Genomic DNA, 21,901 nt, shown 5'->3' with positions numbered 1-21,901 from the left:
TTGTCCGTCCTTGGGTGAGTGTCGGCTCAAGCTCACAGAATCAGGGGGTGGCGGGGCGCAGGCGCAGTCCCTGCATTCCGCCGTCGACCGCGAGTGCCGTGCCCGTGACGGCGGCGGCGGCGGGGCTCGCGAGATAGACGACCGCGGCGGCGACCTCGTCCGCGCCGACCAGCCGTCCCGTGGGCTGGCGCGCTTCGAGGGCGGCGCGTTCGGCCGCGGGGTCGGGTGCCTGGTCGAGGAGGCGCCCGACCCACGGGGTGTCCGCGGTACCGGGGTTGACGCAGTTGACGCGGATGCCTTCCCGGACGTGGTCGGCGGCCATGGCGAGAGTCAGCGAGTACACGGCGCCCTTGCTGGCGCTGTACAGGGCGCGTTGCGGAAGGCCCGCCGTGGCGGCGATGGAGCAGGTCTGGGTGATCGAGACGTGGCCGGGGCGGTCGGCGGCGGCGCGCCGCAGATGGGGCAGCGCGTGGCGTGCGGTGCGGACCATGCCGAGGACGTTGATGTCGATGACCCGCAGCCATTCGGCGTCGTCGTTGTCGGTGACGGTGCCGATGGCGCCGATCCCGGCGTTGGAGACGACGGTGTGCAGGGCCCCGAACTCGGCGGCGGCCGCGTCGACCGCCGCGCGGACGGCGTCGTCGTCCGCGACGTCGGCCTTGAGCGCCAGGGTGCCCGCGGGGGCGGAGGCGGTGTCGCGGTCGAGTACGGCCACGCGCGCGCCGCGCGCCAGCAGCAGGGTCGCGACGGCGGCGCCGATGCCGGAGGCGCCGCCGGTGACGAGGGCGCCCAGGCCCGTGAAGTCGCCTGAGTGGTGTGCCGCGGTCATGAGTTGACCTCCTCGGTGGTGCGGCGGGCCTGCCAGACGGGCCCTTCGGGGTAGCGGTGCGCGGCGATCGACTCGGGGCGCATACGTGCGGAGAAGCCGGGGGCGCCGGGGGCGACGTAGCGGCCGGAGTCGATCACCACCGGGTCGGTGAAGTGCTCGTGGAGATGGTCGACGTACTCGATGACGCGGTCGTCCCACGTGCCCGAGACGGCAACGTAGTCGAACATCGCCAGATGCTGGACCAGTTCGCAGAGGCCGACTCCGCCGGCGTGCGGGCAGACCGGTTTGCCGTACTTGGCGGCGAGGAGCAGGATCGCCAGGTTCTCGTTGACGCCGGCGACGCGCGCGGCGTCGATCTGGACGAAGTCGACGGCGTCCGCCTGGAGCAGTTGCTTGAACAGGACGCGGTTGGCGCCGTGTTCGCCGGTGGCGACCTTGACGGGCTGTCCGGCCCGGACGGCGGCGTGGCCGAGGATGTCGTCGGGGCTGGTGGGCTCCTCGATCCAGTGCGGTTCGTGCGGGGCGAGCGCGGTCATCCAGCGGATCGCGTCGGGGACGTCCCAGCGCTGGTTGGCGTCGACGGCGATCCGGATGTCGGGGCCGACCGCGGCGCGGGCCAGCTTCATGCGCCGTACGTCGTCCTCCAGGTCGCCGCCCACCTTGAGCTTGATCTGCTCGAAGCCGTCGGCGACGGCCTGTTCGGCGAGGGTGACGAGTTTGGTGTCGGAGTAGCCGAGCCAGCCCGGTGAGGTGGTGTACGCGGGGTAGCCCTCGGCGCGCAGTCTGGCGGCGCGTTCGGCGCGGCCGGGTTCGGCGGCGCGCAGGATCTCCAGCGCATCGGCCGGGGTGAGGGCGTCGGTGAGGTAGCGGAAGTCGACGAGTGAGACGAGTTCCTCGGGTGTCATGGACGCCAGGAACTCCCAGACGGGCAGGCCCGCGGCCTTGGCCGCGAGGTCCCAGGCCGCGTTGATGACCGCGCCGGCGGCCATGTGCATGACCCCCTTCTCCGGGCCGAGCCAGCGCAGCTGCGAGTCGTGGGTGAGCTCGATGTGGAGCGCGGCGAGGTCGGCGGCGGTACGCGGCGCGGGGCGCCCGATCACGTACGGGCGCAGGGCCTCGATGGCCGCGGCCAGTACGTCGTTGCCCCGGCCGATGGTGAAGCAGAACCCGTGGCCCTCGGCGCCGTCGTCGGTGCGCAGCACCACGTACGCGGCGGAGTAGTCGGGGTCCGGGTTCATGGCGTCCGAGCCGTCGAGCTGCTCCGAGGTGGGGAAGCGGATGTCGTCTACCCCGAACTCTGTGACGGTCTGACTCACTGCACGCCCCCTGAGAAGAACATCGGACCTCTTCGGTCATCCGATGTATAGCGTCGTTGACGGGTAAACGTCCAGGGGCGGAACGAAATTTACGGTCACAGCTCGGATGAATTCTCCGGTTCGTTGCATCGGCACCCCAGCCATGCCCAGCGACGCGGAAGTTCACCCGCGCGTGCACGGGGGCTGCGGACGGGTAGCTGAGAAGCCGTAAGGTTGGTCCGTACGTTCAGAGAAGACTTCGGAAGGAGGCCTGGGTGATCGAGCTCGAGGGGGTACCCGAGCTGATCGACCCGGTCATGGTGGCCGCGTTCGAGGGCTGGAACGACGCCGGCGACGCCGCTTCCACGGCGGTCGGGCATCTGGACCGGGAGTGGAAGGGCGAGGTGTTCGCGGCGCTGGACGCCGAGGACTACTACGACTTCCAGGTCAACCGGCCCACGGTCTGGCTGGACGGCGGCGCGAGGAAGATCGTCTGGCCCACGACCCGGCTCTCCGTGGTCCGGGTCGGCGGGGAGAAACCCCGTGACCTGGTACTGGTCCGCGGCATCGAACCGTCCATGCGCTGGCGCTCCTTCTGCAACGAGATCCTGGGCTTCGCCCATGAACTGGGCGTGGAGATGGTGGTGATCCTGGGCGCGCTGCTCGGCGACACCCCGCACACCCGTCCGGTGCCGGTCAGCGGCGTGACCTCGGACGCGGACCTGGCCAGGACGATGGACCTGGAGGAGACGCGGTACGAGGGCCCGACCGGCATCGTCGGCATCCTCCAGGAGGCGTGCACGCACGCGGGGGTGCCCGCGGTGAGCCTGTGGGCCGCCGTACCGCACTACGTCTCGCAGCCGCCCAACCCGAAGGCGACGCTGGCCCTGCTGAACCGGCTGGAGGATCTGATCGGGCTGCGGATCCCGCTGGGCGAGCTGGCGGAGGACGCGCGGGCGTGGCAGCTCGGGGTGGACCAACTGGCCGCCGAGGACAGCGAGGTGGCGGAGTACGTCCAGTCGCTGGAGGAGGCGCGGGACACCGCGGAGCTGCCGGAGGCGTCGGGCGAGGCCATCGCTCGGGAGTTCGAGCGGTATCTGCGGCGGCGTGACGGCGGTCCCGGCCAGCAGCCGGGCGGGCACGCCACGGAGACCGGTGAGGGTTCGGGGACGTATCTGCGGGACACGTCGGGCCCGGGACGCGGCAGACCGCCGCGGGCACAGCGGCCGGGGCCGACGCCGGATCCCGGCGCCGAGTCCGGCACGGGGCCGGCTGCCGGGCCGGACGAGAAGCCGGAGCCGGACGGCAAGGCGGGGCCGGACGGCAAGGCGGGGCCGGACTCCGGCTCGGGGGACGACGAGGATTCCTCGGACGACTGAGCCGTCGGCGGCCGAGACGGAGGACGTACGGGCCGCTGCGCGGCCCGTACGTCTTTCCGGGACCGGCCCCAGGGCCGAGGCGACGGAGGCCCACCGGCGCCACCCGCCGGGCAGGGCGTGGACCGGGCGAACCCCCGGACTCGGGGGGCCCGGCGGAACCCGCCCGTCTGCGCAGGACAACGGCCGGCGAAGACCTGGCGGACCGGTGCCCCGGTCCGCCGGGGCACCGGCCGGACGGCCCCCAACAGTGCGGCGCCCGGCGGGGCGTCGACCGGGCGGATGCCGAGCGGATCGACGCCCCGCCGCGGGCCGCGAAGAGCCACCTGACAGGTCCCCCCGTCCACGGAGCACCGGTCGGGTGGGGCCCCAGCAGCGCCGCGCCCAGCAGGGGCTACAGCGCGACGCCCAGCAGCGCGTCGACGGTGCGGGACACCACTCCGGGCGCCCCTTCGTCCGTACCCCCCGTGGTCTCCTGAAGCGCGGCCCAGCGGTCGACCGCCGCCAGCGCCGCCGGGGCGTCCAGATCGTTCGACAGCGCCTCGCGCACCTCTTCCACCAGGCCCGAAGCCGACGGGCCGTCGGGCCGGGACACGGCGGCCCGCCAGCGCGCGAGGCGCGCCACGGCGGTTTCGAGCACCTGGCCGGTCCACTCCCAGTCCGCGCGGTAGTGGTGCGCGAGCAGCGAGAGCCTGATGGCGGCCGGCTCCACGCCCTCGTGGCGCAGGGTCGAGACGAAGACCAGATTGCCCTTGGACTTGGACATCTTCGCGCCGTCGAGCCCGACCATCCCTGCGTGCACGTACGCCTTCGCGAAGGGGTGCTCGCCGGTCAGCGCCTGTGCGTGCGAGGCGCCCATCTCGTGGTGCGGGAAGGCGAGATCGCTGCCGCCGCCCTGGACGTCGAAGCCCATGCCGAGATGGTCGAGTGCGATGGCCACGCACTCGATGTGCCAGCCGGGACGGCCGGGGCCGAGGCTGCCGCCCTCCCAGCTCGGCTCACCCTCGCGGGCGGCCATCCAGAGCATCGGGTCGAGCGGGTTCTTCTTGCCCGGGCGCTCGGGGTCGCCGCCGCGCTCGGCGGAGAGCAGCCGCATCGCCTCGGCGTCGAGACCGGACACCTCGCCGAAGTGCGGGTCGGCCTCGACGGAGAAGTACACGTCGCCGTCCAGGACGTACGCCGCGCCGCTGTCACACAGCCGCTCCACGAGCGGCACGATGCCCGGTATCGCCTCGACCGCGCCGATGTAGTGCCGCGGCGGCAGCATCCGCAGCGCCGTCATGTCCTCACGGAAGAGCGCCGTCTCGCGCTCGGCGAGCCCGGTCCAGTCCTCTCCGTCGCGCGCCGCCCGCTCCAGGAGCGGGTCGTCGATGTCGGTGACGTTCTGGACGTACTCGATCTGCCGCTTGGTGTCGAGCCATACGCGCTGCACGAGGTCGAACGCGTTGTAGGTCGCCGCGTGCCCCAGGTGCGTCGCGTCGTACGGCGTGATGCCGCAGACGTAGATACGGGCGACGGGGCCGGGGTCGACGGTGACGAGTCCACCGGTCGCTGTGTCGTGAATCCGGAGGTCGCGGCCCTTGCCGGGCAGGGCGGGGACGTCGGAAGCGGGCCAGGCATGCATGTCATGAGCGTAACCGGACGTTGGTTCCGGATACGAACCGGACCGGCGCTGTTGTCCGGTTCGGCGCTCTTGCGTCGTCGGCCCGTTGGTGCGTGGTGGCCCTCGTACGCAGGCCGGAAGGCGGTGTCCACGGAGCCGCCGGAGCCGCGCGGCCGGTGGGCGGCGCCCGCGCTCAGACCGGCGGCCAGGGGATCGCGGGCCACTGTCCGGACGGCTTCGGATGGCGTCCCGTGCGGCGCATCTCCTGGACCCGGGACCGAACGGCCTCGGTCTCGGCCGGTGTGATCAATTCGGCCAACCGGGTGGTGAGCGGGGTTCCTTCGACCAGTTCGGCGGCCAGCCGGTCCAGTACGGTCACGGCCTCGGCGGGCAGCGGCTCTCCCGCCCATCCCCAGAGCAGGGTGCGCAGTTTGTCGTCCACGTTGAAGGTGACTCCGTGGTCGATCGCGTACAGCCGCCCGCCGGCCCCGGGCAGCAGATGGCCGCCCTTGCGGTCGCCGTTGTTGATCACGGCGTCGAGGACGGCGAGCCGCCGCAGCCGGGCGTCGTCGGCGTGCACCAGCAGCGCGGTGCGGCCCTCGCCGACCTCGGCGAAGCCGATCGCCTTCCAGCCGTCGGCCGGCTCCTCCTCCTCGACCAGGGCGAGGAGTTGGGGCGCGGAGTCGCTCTCGTCGGCCTCGATCCACAGCTGGCACATGCCCTCGCCGTACGGACCGTCACGCAGCACCGTGGGCGGGACGAGACCCCAGCCGGTCACCTCGGAGATCTCGTACGCGGCCACCTCGCGCCCGGCGAGCGTCCCGTCGGGGAAGTCCCAGAGCGGCTGCTCCCCCGCGACGGGCTTGTAGACGCAGTGCGCCTCCTCGCCCTCGTACGACACCGCGCAGTACAGGACCGCGTTGGATGCCTCACGGATCCGGCCCCGTACGGTCAGCTCGCCCTTGGTGATCAGATCGACCGCTGTCACGCTCATGCGTCGCGCCGGTATCCGTTCTGGCGCGGGCACACGTGTCCCTCCGGGTCGAGCGGCAGACTGCACAGCGGGCACGGCGGCCGGCCGGCGTTGACCACGTCCAGGGCACGTTTGGCGAAGGCCCTCGCCTGGGCGCCGGACAGCCGGACGCGGAGCATCGGCGGACCGTTCTCCTCGTCCTGGAGCAGCCGTTCCTCGGCGTCGGCGAGGTCCTCGTCGGTGTCCGCGTCGAGTTCGACCAGGGCCTGGGCCTCGACGATCATGCGCTGTTCGTCGCCGTCCCAGGCCAGCGCCATGGTGCCGACCCGGAACTCCTCCTCGACAGGCGCGTCGAGCGGTGCGGCGTCGGCGACGTCGGTGGGTGCCATGGCGGGCACCGGCGCGTTGCCGCCGGTACGGCGCACGACCTCGTCGAGCAGCTCATCGATCCGCTCGGCGAGCGCGGCGACCTGGGTCTTCTCCAGGGCCACGCTGGTGACGCGGCCCGAGGCGGATGCCTGGAGGAAGAACGTACGGCGGCCAGGCAGCCCGACCGTACCGGCCACGAAGCGGTCCGGCGGGTCGTAGAGGAACACCTGACGGGACACGTTCTGTCTCCCTTGGGAATTGACGGAAATGGGGCGGGCCGCGGCGCTCGGAGAGCGAACCTCCGAGGTGGCACGGACGGCCCGTCCACCCTACTGCGCGCGGAGATCACGGCGCGCCGCTGCCGCCGCCCACGACCGCCGCACCACCACTGTCCTTCTTCTCCCCGGCCTCGTTCTCACGCGGTGTCAGGGAACCGAGGTCGCCGGTGTCCCCCAGCCGCACCACGAACGGGCGCAGCCGGGTGTACCTGATGGCGGTGACGGAACAGGGGTCGGCGTGGATGCGCTGGAAGAGGTCGAGATGCATGCCGAGCGCGTCGGCCACCAGCGATTTGATGATGTCGCCGTGCGAGCACATCAGATAGGCGGCGCCCTCGCCGTGCTCCGCCTCGACGCGGGTGTTCCAGTCCCGTACGGCGTCCACGGCGCGCGCCTGCATGGCGCGCATCGACTCACCGCCGGGGAACACGGCGGCCGAGGGGTGCTGCTGCACGACGGACATCAGGGGTTCGTCGGCCAGTTCGGAGAGTTTGCGCCCCGACCAGTCACCGTAGTCGCACTCGCTGATCCGGTCGTCCTGGTGCGTCTCGATGCCGGGGCGGGCCTCGACGAGCGGCCGGACGGTCTCCAGACAGCGCTGGAGCGGGCTGCTGACGACGGCGGCGAGCGGCAGTCCCGCGAGCCGTCCCGGCAGGGCGGCGGCCTGTGCGGCGCCCCGCTCGTCGAGCGCGACGCCGGGGGTCCGGCCGGCGAGGACGCCCGAGATGTTGGCGGTGGAGCGTCCGTGCCGTACGAGGATCAGGGTGGCCATGGCGGCCAGCCTAAACGCTTCGGTGACGGGGGCGGCCGGTGCCGGGAGGACGGGCGCCGGACGCACGTGGCAGAGGGCGCGGGACGTACGGGGCGCGCGGCGCGGATGTGGCGCAGGTGCGTCAAAGCGTGCTGCCCGGGAAGAATGACCGGCGTGATCGTCGACAGTGCCATCTACCGCGACGGGCGCCGTACGGACGGGCCCGCCGATCTGTCCGACGCCCTCGCCGAGGTGCGGGCCGAGGGGAACGCCTTCCTCTGGGTGGGGCTGCACGAGCCGACGGAGAACGAGTTCGATCTCGTCAGCAGCGAGTTCGGCATGCACCCGCTGGCCGTGGAGGACTCACTCAAGGCCCATCAGCGGCCCAAGCTGGAGGTCTACGACGACTCCCTGTTCATGGTGCTCAAGCCGGTGGTGTACGACTCCGAGCACGACACCGTCTCCAGCGGCGAGCTGATGGTCTTCATCGGCGACTCGTTCGTGGTGACGGTCCGGCACGGCGAGGGGGCGCCCCTGCACGCGGTGCGCCAACGCCTGGAGTCGGAGCCCGAGGTGCTCAGGCACGGGCCCACGGCGGTGCTGTACGCCGTGAGCGACGCGGTGGTCGACCACTATCTCGATGTCGGCGCGGAGCTCCAGATCGACCTGGAGGAGCTGGAGTCGCAGGTCTTCTCGCCCACCGAGGGCGGCTCGGGGCGCCGCCGCGAGGCGGGCGACCAGCCGGCCGCGGAGCGGATCTACACCTTCAAACGGCAGGTGCTGGAGTTCCGCCGGGCCGCCGGGCCGCTGGCGGCGCCGGTCTCGCGGCTCACGCGCTCCGGGGTGCCGTTCGTCCAGGAGCGGTCGCAGCCGTTCTTCCGGGACGTGGACGACCATCTGACGCGCGTCAACGAACAGGTGGAGGGGCTCGACCGGCTGCTGTCGGACATCCTGTCCGCGCATCTCGCGCAGATGGGCGTGCGGCAGAACGACGACATGCGCAAGATCTCCGCCTGGGCGGCGATGGCGGCCGTGCCGACGCTGCTGGCGGGGATCTGGGGCATGAACTTCCAGCACATGCCCGAACTCGGGCAGGTGTGGGGTTATCCGGGCGCGCTGCTGCTGATGGTGGGCGCGGTGACGTTCCTGCACCGGCTGTTCAAGCGCAACGGCTGGCTCTGACGGCCCGGCCGGCCGGCTCGCCCGACGCCGCCCCGGGGCCCGGAGGTCCCGGGGCCCCGGCGGCTCAGAAGGCGGCCGCGGTCGCCGGGCCGCCCAGCGCGTCACGGCGCTCCGGCATCGAGAGGCCGACCATCCGCCGCCAGCCGCCCGCCCGTTCCATCGCGTACAGACCGTGGATGCCGGCGGTCAGCAGCGCCGACTTGGCCCGGGGCCAGCCCAGTACGCGACCCATGTGGTCCATCACGGCGAGGCTCACATCGCGGTAGATCCGGATCTCGGCCCGCGCGCTCTCGTGGAGCACCCGGTGGATGGTGCGGCCGTGACCCCGGCGCGCGAGGCGCAGCAACTCCTCGTGGCAGTAGGCGAGATGGTTGTCCTCGTCGGCGCTGATGATCCTGATGGCGTTGCCGACGACCGGGTGGTCGCCGAAGTACTTCACCAGCATGTCCATCTGGTCCCCGGCGCGCTGTTCGGTGACCCGGCTGTGGCAGAGGTAGACGACGACGTCCTCCTCGGTCAGCGGGTCGTCCCGGCGCAGCTTGTCGTGCGGGAGGCCGATGCCCCGCTGTTCGAGCAGCATCGTGTAGTCGGTGTCGGGCGGGACGTCGACCGGCTCCAGGCCGCGCCGCTTGAGCAGCGCGTTGAAGATCCGCCCGTGTTTGTCCTCGTCGGCGCCGTGCCGGGCGATCTTGGGTGCGAGATCCCGCATCCCTTCGGGCACCAGGGCGGCGATACGGCCGTTCTCCCAGCCGCCCTGGGTCTCGCCGCTGGCCGCGATGGAGCAGAAGAGCCGGAAGGAGTCGTCGTTGTCGAGGATTTCCTCGAACAGGCCTCGGGCCGAGAACATCGAATGCCACCTCCATGCCGGATGTCCCCACAGACATCCGCACAAGGAGTCAAATCCGACACGGGGGAAGAGGCAACAGCTCAGGGCCCCGACTCGGCCGAAGGAGGGAGACCTCGGAAGAACCCGCGAGACCCGGGGGCACGTCCGTACGTATGCGGGGGTGCGTAACCGGGTGGCGGGCGGGGCGTTGTCCTTCATGACGGCCGTGGCGGGGAAGACCCCCCGAGCCCCCACCACGGCCGCGGACTTCTCGGTCCCGGGTGCGCGCCCCGGACGCGGTCAGGAGCGTCCGGGCGTGCGGGGCCCGCTCAGGTGACGAGCCCGGCCAGTTCCAGTGCCTCGGTGCCCGCGCGCAGGGCCGCGAGCCGCTCGTCGAGGGTGAAGCCGGCGGGAGCGAGCGTCAGCGTCGTGACACCGGCCGCTGCGTACGCCGTCATCCGGTCGGCGATCCGCTCCACCGGGCCGAGCAGCGTGGTCGAGTCGATCAGCTGGTGCGGTACGGCGGCTGCGGCCCCGTCCTTGTCGCGGTCCAGGTACTTGTCCTGGATCTCCGCAGCCTCGCGCTCGTAGCCCATGCGGCAGGCGAGCTGGTTGTAGAAGTTCTGCTTCCGGCTGCCCATGCCGCCCACGTAGAGCGCGGTGTACGGGCGGAACATGTCGGCCAGCGCGTCGATGTCGTCGCCCAGCGCGATCGGCAGGGTCGGGCAGACGTCGAACCCGTCCATGGTCAGACCGGCCTTCTCACGGCCCGCGCGCAGATGCCTGATCGCGGTCTCCTCAAGATGCTCGGCCGAGGGGAAGATCAGCAGGGCGCCGTCGGCGATCTCGCCGGTCTGCTCCAGGTTCTTGGGGCCGATCGCGGCGATGTAGAGGGGGATGTGCTCGCGCTCGGGGTGGACCGTGAGCTTGAGCGGCTTTCCGGGGCCGCCGGGCAGGGGCAGGGTCCAGTGGTCGCCTTCGTAGGAGAGGCGCTCGCGGGACATCGCGCGGCGGACGATCTCGACGTACTCGCGGGTGCGGGCCAGCGGCTTGTCGAACTTCACGCCGTACCAGCCCTCGGAGACCTGCGGTCCGGAGACCCCGAGGCCGAGGCGGAACCGGCCGCCGGAGAGGGAGTCCAGCGTGGCGGCCGTCATCGCGGTCATGGCGGGCTGGCGGGCCGGGATCTGCATGATCGCCGAGCCGACGTCGATGTTCTCCGTCTGGGCGGCGACCCAGCTCAGCACGGTGGGGACGTCGGAGCCGTACGCCTCGGCGGCCCAGCAGACGTCGTAGCCGAGCCGGTCGGCCTCCTGGGCGACGGCGAGGTTGTCGCCGTCCATGCCGGCGCCCCAGTAGCCGAGATTGATGCCGAGCCGCATAACCACTCCCTTACTGATCAGTAACGTCCCTGTGCCGGGACTCTAGCGCGTGGTGTCGGCATCCGTCAGGGGCGGCATCGGGCGCCCGCCGGGGCCGGGTTGTCCACAGGCTCAACTCGACCCGGGCCACGGCCAGTAACCTCAGCGGTCATGGAGCAGAGGCATCTCGGCCGTACCGGCCTGCGAGTGTCCCGGATCGGACTCGGCACGCTGACCTGGGGGCGCGACACCGACGAGCACGACGCGGCCGACCAGTTGAAGGCGTTCTGGGAGGCGGGCGGCACTCTCGTCGACACCGCCGACGTGTACGGGGGCGGGGAGGCCGAGTATCTGCTCGGGCAGCTGGTGGACAGACTCCTGCCCCGCCGGGAGCTGGTGATCGCCACCAAGGCGGGCAGCGTGCCCGATCCGTACAGACGCTTCAACGGGTCGCGGGGACATCTGCTGTCCGCCCTGGACGCGTCGCTGGAGCGGCTCGGCACCGACCATGTCGACCTCTGGCAGCTCCACGCGTTCGACACCGGGACGCCGTTGGAGGAGACGCTCCAGGCGCTCGACATAGCCGTGAGCAGCGGCCGGGCGAGATACGCGGGGGTGTCGAACTTCTCGGGCTGGCAGCTCGCCAAGGCGGCGACCTGGCAGCTCGCCTCACCCGGGGTGCGGACCCGGCTGGCCAGCACACAGATGGAGTACTCCCTGCTGCAACGGGGCGTGGAGCGCGAGGTGTTGCCGGCCGCCGTCGATCTGGAGGTCGGGCTGCTGCCCTCGTCGCCGCTCGGCCGGGGAGTGCTGACGGGCAAGTACCGGCACTCCACGCCCGCCGACTCCCGTGGCGCGTCGGAGCTGTTGGCGCCGTTCGTGGAGCCGTATCTCGACGAACCGGCGAGCCGCATCGTCGACGCGGTGGTGACGGCGGCGGAGGGGCTGGCGACGACACCGCTGGAGGTGGCGCTGGCGTGGGTCAGGGACCGGCCGGGCGTGGTCGCCCCGATCGTCGGGGCGCGCAACGCGCGGCAGCTCACGGCCGCGCTGTCAGTGGAGAGCCTTAGGCTTCCGGACGAGATCTGCCAGGCGCTCGACGACGTGTCGGCGCCCGTGCACCGCTATCCCGATCAGGACTGGAGCACGCTGTGACTGTGCCTTCCCGGGGAACGCCCCCCGGATCCCCCGCCGACGCCCGCGACACCGCAGTCGCGGAGAAGTCGGAGTCGCCGTCAGCGACGGACGGGGCCGGCGCAGCCGCGAACGAGGAGGACGGGGCCGCGTCCGCGGCGGACGGGGGTGCGGTCGCCGTACCCGGTGCGCCGGGCGGAGCCGGCCCTGACGGGAGCGAGGCCGCGGCGGACGGCAGCGCGGGCGCTGTCCCCGGTGACGCCGTATCCGACGCCGGGGACGGAGCCACACCTGCCGGGGACGCCGACGCGTCCGCCGTGGACGGCGCAGCCGTAACCGACGCCGAGAGCGGAGCCACGCGCGACAGCGACGCGGGCGCTTCCAGGGTCGACGGCGGAGCCGTACCCGGTGCGCCGGGCGGGGTCGCGCCCGCCGGGGGCCAGGACAAGGCCACACCCAACGGGGGCGGTAACGCGCTCGCAGACGGCGGAGCCGTACCCGGTGCGCCGGGCGGGGTCGCGCCCGCCGGGCACGAGGCCGGGCCCGCGTCAGCCAGGGGCGAGAGCGCGGGCGCTGTCCACGGTGACGCCGGGGGCACCGACGCGTCCGCCGAGGACGGCGACGCCGCACCCGGTGCCCCCGGTGGAGCCACCACCGACGGGGACGGGAACACGCTCGGGGACGGCGAAGCCGTACCCAGTGCGCCCGGCGGAGCCGCCCCCGCCGGGAGCGCGATCGGATCCGGCGGGGACGGGAGCGCCGGGGTCACGTCCGACGGAGGCGGGAGCGCGTCCGCCGAGGACGGCGACGCCGTGCCCGGTACCCCCGACGGGGGCCACGTCCCGGGGGACGAGGTGGCTCAGCCGACCGACGTGGAGGTGGAGATCGCCGCGCAGCGTGAGTTGCGTGAGCGGATCGCGCGGCGGAAGGCCGAGAAGGAGGGGCCCATTCCCGCGGGCGCCAAGCTCAGTGGGCAGGCGGCCGATCTGCTCGCCGCCGTGCGGGCCATGGAGGGCGGTCAGGCGGCCCCGGCCCGTCACGTGGCACCCGAGGCCGCAGCTCCCGCCGTACCGGCTCAGAACCGGGTCCGGGCTCCCGAGCCCGCCCGTGCCGTCTCCGGCGGCCCCGAGACCGCTCCTGAGGCCGTGGCGGCGGCCGCCGGTGTGCTCACCGAAGGCGGTGCGCCGGCGACGCTGGCCCCGCAGGTCACCGCCACGCTCGGCGAGCGGGCAGGCGATCTGCTGCGCGAGGATCCGTGGCTCCTGCTGTCCGTCCCCGGTGTCCGGCCCGAACAGGCCGACGGATTCGCCCGCGCGCTCCTCGGCGACGGCTGCGGTCCCGGTGACGGACGGCGGGCCGCCGCTCTCGTCGGCTGGCAGCTGGAGCGCGCCGCCCTGCTGGGGCACACCGCGCTCACCTTCCCGGCCGTGCGGGCCGCGTTGGCGGAGCGGTCGGTGCCCGATCCCGACCAGGCACTCCAGCACGCGATCGCGGAGGGCGCCGTGCTGGTGTTCCAGGACGGCGCCGACGACGACGCGGACACGGACACGGAGGACGGCGAGACCACCGGCGACGCCGACGGCCCGGCCGTACCCGTCCTGCTCGGTCTCGACCGGTACGCCCTCGCCGAGGAGAGCCTCGCCGACGGTCTGGCCCGCCTGGTGAAGACCGCCCAGGGGGCGTCCTGGGACGAGGCGGCGGCGCAGGCCCCGTCGCCCTCGGCGGCCGAGCTGATCCGCGCGGTCGCCGGACACGGCCTCGTCGTCCACACGGGCGGTGAGGCCGCGCGTGCCGAGCCGGTGGCCCTCGCCGAGGCCGTCCGCACGCTCGGCCTGCGGCCGGTCGTCGCCGCGCACAGCGAGAACGGCCGGCGCCGGCTGGGCGCGGGCGCCGTCACGGTCGCGGGGCTGCTCTCCGGCGCGGAGGGGCCGGGGCGGGACGCGGACGGTGCGCTCGACCTCGACCTCCTCGTCGTCCTCGACGCGCCCCAACTGGACGTGGAGACGGCGACGGTACTGGTCGAGTCGCTGCCCGACGGCGCGCGGCTGGTCCTCTCCGGCGACCCCGGGGTGCTGTGGTCGGCGGGCGCCGGGCGGGTCTTCGCCGATCTGCTGGCGGCCCGTGTGTGCCCGCAGATCGCCTCGCGCACGCCCGACCCCGGGCCTCTCGGCGAACTGGTCTCCGGGATCGGCATCGGTGAGCTGAACCAGGTCGAGGCGCCCGGCAAGGAGATCGTGATCGTGCCGGTACGCGACGCGGGCGAGGCCGTGCACCGTACGGTGCAGCTCGTCGCCGACTCGGTGCCGCGCGCCATCGGTGTCCCGTCGGGCCAGACGCAGGTGATCACGGTCGGGCACGGCGGCGCGGTCGGGACGCGCGCGCTGAACACGGCGCTCAAGGAGCGGCTGAATCCCGGCCCCGGCCGCTTCGGCGGTTTCGACCCGGACGACCGGGTCGCCTATGTGCCCGCCCCGGGCCGGACCCTGACGGGCTCGGTCGTCTCGGCGGACGCGGAGGGGCTCCGCCTCGACTGCGACGGGGTGCCCGTCGTGGTGCCCAGGGAGCTGGTGGATTCGGTCGTACGGCACGGCTGGGCGCTCACCGCGCACCAGGCGGCGGGGATGCGGTGGCCGGCCGCCGTCGTGGTGCTGCCCGGTGACGCGGCGCAGGGTCTGAACCGGCCCTGGGTGTACACGGCCTTCGGCCGGGGCGAGCGCCATCTGTCCGTGGTCCACGGCGTCGACCAGGCGCTCGCGCACGCGGTGGCCGGGGTTCCGGCCGCCGAGCGGACGACGCGGCTCCGTACGCTCCTGGAGGTCCTGCTGACACCCGCCGTGTGAGGGGTGTGAACGCGGGGTGTGACCCGAACGGCCGTCGGCCCGTCCACGAGTTTCGCGGGCGGGCCGACGGCCGTTGTCGCAACAGGGTGAGGGCGCGCCGTACGGCGCGGTCAGGCGTCCTGTTCCTCCAGGTCACCGAGGTCGCCGAAGCCGCTGCGGCCGACGCCGACGCCGTCGAACTCGTCCTCGTCGAAGACCGAGCTGACGTCGAAGCGGCAGACGACCTGCTGCGGATCGGCCTGTTCGAAGGGGGCGCCGAGCCATTCTCCGGGCTCCGGAAGGTCGTCGGCGGCCGACACCCACAGGGTGGAGTCGCCCTCCTCCAGGCCGAACTCCTTGTGCCGGGACGCGATCTCGTCGGGTTCGTACTCGCCGAAGAGCACGCCCACAGCGGCGTGCACGCTGGCGCCGACGACCGCCACGGTCTCGGCGTCCCCGTCGACATCGGCGATGCGCTGCGCCTGGGCGAGCAGTCTCCGCGGCTCCGCCACCGCGTAGTCGCGGCGGATCAGCACGCTGAGCGCGTTCGGCTCCTCGGGACCCCGGTAGGGCGGCAAGGAGTCGTCCGTGCCGGGAATCTCGAACGGGGTGACCTCGTCGTAGAGGTCGTAGAGCCGCTCGTCGTACGCCTCCGCCGCCGTGGCGAGGGCGTTGAACGCCTCGGAGACCGCCGGGTCGTCCTCACCCGTGCGGCGTTCGACCGCCGCGAGGTGACGGTCCAGCGCGACCTTGACCGCCTCGGCGGCGGCACGTACCTCGGCAGCCGTGGGCTGCGCAGCATCAGACATAGAGCAGACGCTATCCGTACCGGGCCTCTGCCCGCACAATAGATGCGATGCCGGAATACGAATTTGTCGACGTGTACGTGCCGCGCGGGGTGTCCCGCAGCGACGCGACCCGCCTGCTGACCGACCACGCCGAGTACGGACACTGGGAAATGGACCGACTGAGCCTCCACCGGGACGGCAGTCGCCGGGTGCGGCTGCGCCGGCGCATCATCCGTCAGGTACGCGCCACCTGGTGAACGGCGACGGGGTGGGTCCCCGCTGTGTGCGGAGCCCACCCCGTGCCGTACCGGACCTGTCCGTACGCGCGCTGTTACGCGGCGGCGCGGGTGCGGCGGTAGATGACGCCGCCCGCGAGCAGCAGGGCCGCGCCGGCCGGAATGACCAGTCCGAGCCCGCCGGCGCCGGTCTGGGCCAGCACCTCGGTGCCCTCCGGGGCGCCGGACCCGACGGCCTGCGTCTCCGGCTTGTTCGGGGTCGGCGGGACGACGCGGTCCGTCGGAGGCTCGGGGGTGACCGGCTCCTCGGGCTTCTCGGGCGGCGGCGCGGGGGTGTCCGCGTCGTTCGCGCACTCGTTGCCGAAGGCGGGGTTGAGCACCCCGACGATGTCGACGCTGTTCCCGCAGACGTTCACGGGGATGTCGATCGGCACCTGGATGTTGTTGCCGGAGCCGACACCGGGTGAGTCGGCGGCTCCTCCCCCGGCGTGCGAGCCGCCGCCGTGGCCTCCGTGCCCGCCCTGCGAGCCGTTGCCCTCGGGGCGGTCCTTGCCGCCGTGCGAGCCGCCGCCCTGTGAACCGCCGTGCGAGCCGCGACCGCCGTCGGACGCGTTCGCGCAGCTGTTGCCCATGGCGGGGTTGAGCACCCCGACGACATCGACGGTGTTGCCGCAGACGTTGACCGGGACGTGCACCGGGACCTGGACGTTGTTCCCGGACAGTACGCCCGGGGAGTTCGACGCCGTTCCGTCCGCGGCCGAGTCCGCCTGTGCGTAGCCGCCGCCGAGGGCGAGTACGCCGCCGGCCGCCGCCACACTGATCAGGCCTTTGCGCGTGACCTGTCTCATAGCTTGTTCCTGCCTTCTGCCTTCCGGTTACCCCCGGCACGACCGCCTGGGGATTGAGGCCCAGCGGCCCCGGAGTGCATGGCGCGCACTCCGGGGCCGCCCGGGCTCAACCCTTACGGGTTGAGGTACAACGTCACGCGTTGACGCAGGTGTTGCCGAAGGTGGGGTTCAGCAGCCCGATCACGGAGACCGTGTTGCCGCACGCATTCACCGGAATGTGGATGGGCACCTGGATGACATTGCCCGAGAGCACACCGGGAGACCCGACAGCGGCACCCTGGGCACCGGAGTCGGCAACGGCCATACCCGCGCCCGCGAGCACGAGACTGCCGGTGGCAGCCGCAGCGGCGACGACCTTCTTGATCATTATTCCTCCTTGTTGGCAAACGCGGCCCCAACCTCGGACCGCACACCTTTAACGAGAAGGAAGTAATCAGGCTACGAGCGTATGGTCGCATTCACCCTTTTCAGTCAACTGCGTACGCACTGCCGAATATCCGGCTCAGCAGGCGTCGATGAACCGGTCGAGCACCCGTACGCCGAACTTCAGGCCGTCCAGCGGCACCCGCTCGTCCACCCCGTGGAACATCCCCGCGAAGTCCAGCTCCGGCGGGAGCTTGAGCGGGGCGAAGCCGAAGCCGCGGATGCCGAGGTCGTCGAAGGACTTGGCGTCCGTGCCGCCCGAGAGCATGTACGGGACGGCCCGCGCGATCGGGTCCTCGGCGACGAGCGCGGTCTGCATGGCGTCCACGAGCTTGCCGTCGAAGCTGGTCTCCAGGGCCTTGTCGCCGTGCACGTCCTCGCGCCGCACGCGCGGGCCGAGGATCCGGTCGATGTCGGCGAGGAACTCCTCCTCGTAGCCGGGCAGGAAGCGGCCGTCGACATGGGCGGTCGCCTGACCGGGGATCACGTTCACCTTGTAGCCCGCACCGAGCATCGTGGGGGCGGCGGAGTTGCGCAGGGTGGCGCCGATCATCTTCGCGATGCCGCCGAGCGTCGCGAGGGTGCCCTCCATGTCCTCCGGGTCGAGCGGTACGCCCAGCGCGTCGGACAGCTCGTCCAGGAAGGACCGCACGGTCTTGGTCATCCGCACCGGCCACTGGTGCCGGCCCAGCCGTCCCACGGCCTCGCAGAGTTCGGTGATGGCGTTGTCCGTGTTGGTCATCGAGCCGTGGCCGGCCGTGCCGTCCACGGTCAGCCGCATCCAGTGCATGCCCTTCTGCGCCGTCTCGACGAGATAGAGCCGCAGGTTCTCGTTGACGGTGAACGAGAAGCCGCCGACCTCGCTGATCGCCTCGGTGACGCCGTCGAAGAGGTCCGGGTGGTTGTCGACGAGATGCCGCGCCCCGTACGTACCGCCCGCCTCCTCGTCGGCCAGGAAGGCGAGGACGATGTCGCGCGGGGGCCTGCGTCCGCTGCGGAGCCTGTCCCGCACCACGGCGAGGGTCATGGCGTCCATGTCCTTCATGTCGACCGCGCCGCGCCCCCAGAGGCAGCCGTCGGCGATCTCGCCGGCGAACGGGTCGTACGTCCAGTCGTCCGCGTTGGCGGGGACGACATCGGTGTGGCCGTGGATGAGCAGCGCGGGCCTGGAGGGGTCCTCGCCGGCGATCCTGGCCACGGTGGAGGCGCGGCCCTTGTGGGACTCGAAGATCTTCGGTTCGAGTCCCACCTCGGCCAGTTTCTCCGCCACGTACTCGGCCGCGAGCCGTTCGCCGGGCCCCGAGTGGTCGCCGTAGTTGCTGGTGTCGATCCGGATCAGATCGCGGCAGAGGTCGACGACCTCGTCCTCGCCCGAGACCGTCCCGCCCGTGTTCGACTCGCTCACGCTGCTCACTCCCGCTGTCGTTGCCGGTGGTCGCCCCATCCTCCCACCGGGGCGGGATCGGGCAGTGCCCGATGTTTGCTATGGTTTTCCACGTCGGAACGGCCTCTGGTCGCCCGGCGGACACCTTGTCCGGGTGGCGGAATGGCAGACGCGCTAGCTTGAGGTGCTAGTGCCCTTTATCGGGCGTGGGGGTTCAAGTCCCCCCTCGGACACCATCGAAAAAGCCCCTGCTGAGCAGGGGCTTTTCGCCGTTCACGGGGCGTGCTCAGCCGCCGGACCTGATCCACTCGTCCAGCTGCGGCGCCTCGTCGCCGATGGTGGTCGAGTCGCCGTGGCCGGTACGGACCACCGTCTTGGGCGGCAGGGTCAGCAGCCGTTCGCGGATCGACTCGATGATGGTCGGGAAGTGCGAGAAGGACCGCCCGGTGGCGCCGGGGCCGCCCTGGAAGAGCGTGTCACCGGTGAAGACCGTGGACAGGCCGGGGGCGTAAAGACAGACGGCGCCCGGTGCGTGGCCCGGGGTGTGCAGCACCGTCAGGGTGGTGCCGGCCACCGACAGGGCCTGGCCGTCGGCGAGTTCGCCGTCCGGGAGGCGGTCCGGGTGGGTCTGCTTCCACAGCGGGAGGTCGTCCGGGTGGAGCAGGACCGGCGCGCCGGTCGCGGCGGCGAGGGCCGGGGCGGCGTCGATGTGGTCGTTGTGGGCGTGGGTGCAGACCACGGCGCGCAGCGTCCGGCCGCCGAGCGCGCGCTCGATGGCCTCGGCGTCGTGGGCCGCGTCGATGACGATCGCCTCGGTGTCGTCGCCGACGATCCAGACGTTGTTGTCGACGTCCCAGGTGCCGCCGTCGAGCGAGAAGGTGCCCGAGGTGACGAGCCGGTCGATACGGGCGGCCATCAGAGCATCACCACCGAACGCAGGACGTGACCCTCGTGCATCCGGGCGAACGCCTCCTCGACGTCGCCGAGTCCGATGGTCTCGGTGACGAACGCGCCCAGGTCGATACGGCCCTGCTGGTGCAGGTCGATGAGCATGGGGAAGTCGCGGGAGGGCAGACAGTCGCCGTACCAGGACGACTTGAGCGCGCCGCCGCGTCCGAACACGTCGAGCAGCGGCAGTTCGAGCTTCATCTCGGGGGTGGGGACGCCGACCAGGACGACCGTGCCGGCCAAGTCGCGTGCGTAGAAAGCCTGTTCGTAGGTCTCCGGGCGGCCGACCGCCTCGATGACGACGTCGGCGCCGAAGCCGCCGGTCAGCTCCCTGATCGCCTCGACGGCGTCGGTGGAGCGGGAGTTGACGGTGTGGGTGGCGCCCATCGTCCGCGCCGTGGCCAGCTTGCGGTCGTCGATGTCCACGGCGATGATCCGGGCCGCGCCCGCGAGGCGGCTGCCCACGATCGCCGCGTCGCCGACCCCGCCGCAGCCGATGACGGCGACGGAGTCGCCCCGGCCGACGTTGCCGGTGTTGATCGCCGCGCCGATGCCGGCCATGACGCCGCAGCCCAGCAGTCCGGCGACGGCCGGTGAGACGGCCGGGTCGACCTTGGTGCACTGTCCGGCGGCGACGAGGGTCTTCTCCGCGAAGGCCCCGATGCCGAGCGCGGGGGACAGCTCGGCGCCTCCCCCTGAGCCTCCGGCCAGGGAGGTACCCCCGAGCAGGGTCATCTTCTGCTTCGCGTTGTGGGTGTTGAAGCAGTACCAGGGCCTGCCCCGCAGGCACGCCCGGCAACTGCCGCAGACGGCACGCCAGTTGAGAACGACGAAATCACCGGGGGCGACGTCGGTGACATCGTCGCCGACCGCCTCCACGACACCCGCCGCCTCGTGCCCGAGGAGGAAGGGGTAGTCGTCGTTGATCCCGCCCTGCTTGTAGTGCAGATCGGTGTGGCAGACACCGCACGCCTGGATCTTCACCACGGCCTCGCCGGGGCCGGGATCGGGGATCACGATCGTCTCGACCCGCACCGCCTCGTTCTTGCCGGGCGCCACGACGCCTTGCACCTGCTGCGACATGCCAGGACCTGCCTCTCCTTCGAGCCTGAAGGGGCAAGTCTGTCACCGTCGCGGTCGCACGCGCCGCCCCCGGTCAGGGCGCCAGGACGTCGAGTTCCTGGAGGGCGCCGACGGCGATCTCCCGGGTCAGCTCCTCCGCGCGGGCCGCGTCCCGCTCCCGTACGGCCTCGGCGACCTGTACGTGCAGGGTGACGGCCGCCGGGTCCGGGTCGTGGAACATCACCTCGTGCCGCGTGCGGCCCGTCAGGACCTCCGCGACCACGTCGCCGAGCCGCGCGAACATCTCGTTGCCCGACGCGTCGAGAACCACCCGGTGGAAGGCGATGTCGTGTCGCAGGTATCCCTCCAGCTGGTGGCCTCGTGACGTGGCGACCATTCCGAGGGCCTGCTCGGTGAGGGCGGCGCACTGTTCGGGCGTGGCGTGGAGGGCGGCGAGGCCGGCGGCGACCGGTTCGATCGCGGAGCGCAGCACGGTCAGGGAGCGCAGCTGGCGCGGGCGGTCGCTGCCCGCGAGCCGCCAGCGGATGACCCGCGGGTCGTAGACGTTCCAGTCGCGGGCGGGGCGCACCGTGACGCCGACGCGGCGCCGTGACTGCACGAGGTGCATCGACTCCAGGACCCGGACCACTTCCCGTACGACGGTGCGCGAGACGTCGAAGCGCTGCGCGACCTCGTCGGTGCGCACGACGCCGCCTTCGGGGTACTCGCCCCCCGTGATGGCGAGACCGAGGGTGTCGAGCACATGGGTATGCAGGCCCCGGCCTTCTGTGGTCATGACGGAAGCCTACGGGGCGGGTCGGGCGAAGAAAAAATATGACGTGTGGGTTACGACACCTTGAATACGTCGTACTTATCGGCTTCAGTAGCGCGGAGGCAGCGGAGCACGTGAAGACAGTGAGGCATCAGATGAGCACCCCCCACGTCGTCGTGGTGATGGGCGTGGCAGGCACCGGCAAAACCACCGTCGGTCCCCTGCTGGCCGCCGCACTGGGCGTCCCGTACGCCGAGGGCGACGACTTCCACCCCCCGGCGAACATCGCCAAGATGACCGCCGGCACCCCGCTCGACGACGACGACCGCTGGCCGTGGCTCGACGCGATCGGGCGCTGGGCGCACGGCCGGGCGGGTCTCGGCGGTGTGGTCAGCAGTTCGGCGCTCAAGCGCGCCTACCGCGACCGGCTGCGGGCGGCGGCGCCCGACGCCGTCTTCCTGCATCTCACCGGTGACCGCGCGCTGATCGAGCGCCGGATGGCGGGACGCAAGGGGCACTTCATGCCGACCGCCCTGCTGGATTCGCAGTTCGCCACGTTGCAGCCGCTCGGCGGCGACGAGGCGGGCGTCGCCGTCGATGTGACGGGCACCCCCGAGGAGATCACCGAACGGGGTGTCGCCGCG

At 72.3% G+C, this 21,901-nt stretch carries 21 protein-coding genes and 1 tRNA gene; 7 read left to right on the top strand and 15 right to left on the bottom strand.

Annotated elements, in window-relative coordinates:
* Positions 1–40: 40 nt before the first annotated feature.
* Positions 41–829: an SDR family NAD(P)-dependent oxidoreductase gene (locus GXP76_RS01875; RefSeq protein WP_242569610.1), complete on the bottom strand. Its 789-nt coding sequence runs from the start codon at positions 827–829 to the stop codon at positions 41–43.
* Complete coding sequence (locus GXP76_RS01870; protein ID WP_242569609.1) at positions 826–2,145, bottom strand: enolase C-terminal domain-like protein; 1,320 nt, start codon at positions 2,143–2,145, stop codon at positions 826–828. Before GXP76_RS01870 ends, GXP76_RS01875 begins: the two co-directional genes overlap by 4 nt.
* A gap of 254 nt (positions 2,146–2,399) precedes the next feature.
* Here GXP76_RS01870 and GXP76_RS01865 point away from each other — a divergent pair, with 254 nt between their 5' ends.
* Entirely contained in the window at positions 2,400–3,503 is a 1,104-nt protein-coding gene (locus GXP76_RS01865; RefSeq protein ID WP_242569608.1) for a PAC2 family protein, read from the top strand.
* Between the two features lie 391 nt (positions 3,504–3,894).
* Here the strand turns inward: GXP76_RS01865 and mshC are convergent, their stop codons facing one another.
* From mshC to GXP76_RS01845, 4 genes are all read right to left on the bottom strand, one after another.
* The gene (gene mshC, locus GXP76_RS01860) at positions 3,895–5,124 is read right to left on the bottom strand and encodes a cysteine--1-D-myo-inosityl 2-amino-2-deoxy-alpha-D-glucopyranoside ligase (protein ID WP_242569607.1); all 1,230 of its coding nucleotides are present in this window, start codon (positions 5,122–5,124) and stop codon (positions 3,895–3,897) included.
* Positions 5,125–5,296: 172 nt separating this feature from the next.
* The gene (locus tag GXP76_RS01855) at positions 5,297–6,130 is read right to left on the bottom strand and encodes an SCO1664 family protein (protein ID WP_242569606.1); all 834 of its coding nucleotides are present in this window, start codon (positions 6,128–6,130) and stop codon (positions 5,297–5,299) included.
* Positions 6,094–6,684 (bottom strand): DUF3090 domain-containing protein, encoded by a 591-nt coding sequence (locus tag GXP76_RS01850; RefSeq protein ID WP_242569605.1) that lies wholly within the window; start codon positions 6,682–6,684, stop codon positions 6,094–6,096. Before GXP76_RS01850 ends, GXP76_RS01855 begins: the two co-directional genes overlap by 37 nt.
* 106 nt (positions 6,685–6,790) lie before the next feature.
* Positions 6,791–7,495, bottom strand: coding sequence for a histidine phosphatase family protein (locus tag GXP76_RS01845; protein WP_242569604.1), 705 nt, complete (start codon positions 7,493–7,495; stop codon positions 6,791–6,793).
* Positions 7,496–7,639: 144 nt separating this feature from the next.
* On the opposite strand from GXP76_RS01845, the gene GXP76_RS01840 reads away from it, so the two are divergent.
* A complete protein-coding gene (locus GXP76_RS01840) occupies positions 7,640–8,656 on the top strand; it encodes a magnesium and cobalt transport protein CorA (RefSeq protein ID WP_242569603.1) in 1,017 nt (338 codons plus the stop codon).
* 64 nt (positions 8,657–8,720) lie between these two features.
* On the opposite strand, the gene GXP76_RS01835 is transcribed toward GXP76_RS01840, so the two are convergent.
* Both GXP76_RS01835 and GXP76_RS01830 read right to left on the bottom strand, forming a co-directional pair.
* On the bottom strand, positions 8,721–9,503 hold the full coding sequence (locus GXP76_RS01835) for a ferritin-like domain-containing protein (RefSeq protein WP_242569602.1): 783 nt from the start codon (positions 9,501–9,503) through the stop codon (positions 8,721–8,723).
* 308 nt (positions 9,504–9,811) lie between these two features.
* Positions 9,812–10,864, bottom strand: coding sequence for an LLM class F420-dependent oxidoreductase (locus GXP76_RS01830; protein ID WP_242569601.1), 1,053 nt, complete (start codon positions 10,862–10,864; stop codon positions 9,812–9,814).
* 150 nt (positions 10,865–11,014) lie between these two features.
* Between GXP76_RS01830 and GXP76_RS01825 the strand changes: the two genes are divergently transcribed.
* The gene (locus tag GXP76_RS01825) at positions 11,015–11,998 is read left to right on the top strand and encodes an aldo/keto reductase (protein WP_242569600.1); all 984 of its coding nucleotides are present in this window, start codon (positions 11,015–11,017) and stop codon (positions 11,996–11,998) included.
* Positions 11,995–14,817, top strand: coding sequence for a helix-hairpin-helix domain-containing protein (locus tag GXP76_RS01820; RefSeq protein ID WP_308354082.1), 2,823 nt, complete (start codon positions 11,995–11,997; stop codon positions 14,815–14,817). The genes GXP76_RS01825 and GXP76_RS01820 overlap by 4 nt, the downstream gene beginning before the upstream one ends.
* A gap of 110 nt (positions 14,818–14,927) precedes the next feature.
* Here the strand turns inward: GXP76_RS01820 and GXP76_RS01815 are convergent, their stop codons facing one another.
* Positions 14,928–15,605, bottom strand: coding sequence for a hypothetical protein (locus GXP76_RS01815; protein WP_242569599.1), 678 nt, complete (start codon positions 15,603–15,605; stop codon positions 14,928–14,930).
* A 47-nt stretch (positions 15,606–15,652) separates the two neighbouring features.
* On the opposite strand from GXP76_RS01815, the gene GXP76_RS01810 reads away from it, so the two are divergent.
* A complete protein-coding gene (locus GXP76_RS01810) occupies positions 15,653–15,841 on the top strand; it encodes a DUF5703 family protein (RefSeq protein WP_023542774.1) in 189 nt (62 codons plus the stop codon).
* Positions 15,842–15,915: 74 nt separating this feature from the next.
* Here GXP76_RS01810 and GXP76_RS01805 read toward each other — a convergent pair whose 3' ends face one another.
* The 3 genes from GXP76_RS01805 to GXP76_RS01795 all read right to left on the bottom strand — a co-directional run bounded on the left by GXP76_RS01805 (position 15,916) and on the right by GXP76_RS01795 (position 18,535).
* Complete coding sequence (locus GXP76_RS01805; protein ID WP_242569598.1) at positions 15,916–16,668, bottom strand: chaplin; 753 nt, start codon at positions 16,666–16,668, stop codon at positions 15,916–15,918.
* A 133-nt stretch (positions 16,669–16,801) separates the two neighbouring features.
* Positions 16,802–17,035, bottom strand: coding sequence for a chaplin ChpH (chpH, locus tag GXP76_RS01800; RefSeq protein ID WP_147877398.1), 234 nt, complete (start codon positions 17,033–17,035; stop codon positions 16,802–16,804).
* Between the two features lie 135 nt (positions 17,036–17,170).
* Positions 17,171–18,535, bottom strand: a complete 1,365-nt coding sequence (locus GXP76_RS01795) for a M20/M25/M40 family metallo-hydrolase (protein WP_277992877.1) — start codon at positions 18,533–18,535, stop codon at positions 17,171–17,173.
* Between the two features lie 88 nt (positions 18,536–18,623).
* Between GXP76_RS01795 and GXP76_RS01790 the strand changes: the two genes are divergently transcribed.
* Positions 18,624–18,711 (top strand) — tRNA-Leu (locus GXP76_RS01790).
* 50 nt (positions 18,712–18,761) lie between these two features.
* On the opposite strand, the gene GXP76_RS01785 is transcribed toward GXP76_RS01790, so the two are convergent.
* From GXP76_RS01785 to GXP76_RS01775, 3 genes are all read right to left on the bottom strand, one after another.
* Positions 18,762–19,391: an MBL fold metallo-hydrolase gene (locus GXP76_RS01785; protein WP_242569596.1), complete on the bottom strand. Its 630-nt coding sequence runs from the start codon at positions 19,389–19,391 to the stop codon at positions 18,762–18,764.
* The gene (locus GXP76_RS01780; protein WP_242569595.1) at positions 19,391–20,506 is read right to left on the bottom strand and encodes an S-(hydroxymethyl)mycothiol dehydrogenase; all 1,116 of its coding nucleotides are present in this window, start codon (positions 20,504–20,506) and stop codon (positions 19,391–19,393) included. The genes GXP76_RS01785 and GXP76_RS01780 overlap by 1 nt, the downstream gene beginning before the upstream one ends.
* A 73-nt stretch (positions 20,507–20,579) precedes the next feature.
* The gene (locus GXP76_RS01775; RefSeq protein WP_242569594.1) at positions 20,580–21,281 is read right to left on the bottom strand and encodes a FadR/GntR family transcriptional regulator; all 702 of its coding nucleotides are present in this window, start codon (positions 21,279–21,281) and stop codon (positions 20,580–20,582) included.
* 131 nt (positions 21,282–21,412) lie between these two features.
* Here GXP76_RS01775 and GXP76_RS01770 point away from each other — a divergent pair.
* Positions 21,413–21,901 (top strand): gluconokinase (locus tag GXP76_RS01770; RefSeq protein WP_242569593.1); only part of this gene is annotated, 489 nt, incomplete at its 3' end.

The sequence above is a fragment of the Streptomyces sp. NP-1717 genome, assembly GCF_022695985.1.
Classification (GTDB): Bacteria; Actinomycetota; Actinomycetes; order Streptomycetales; family Streptomycetaceae; genus Streptomyces.
This window is presented reverse-complemented; position numbering and strand designations above follow the sequence as displayed.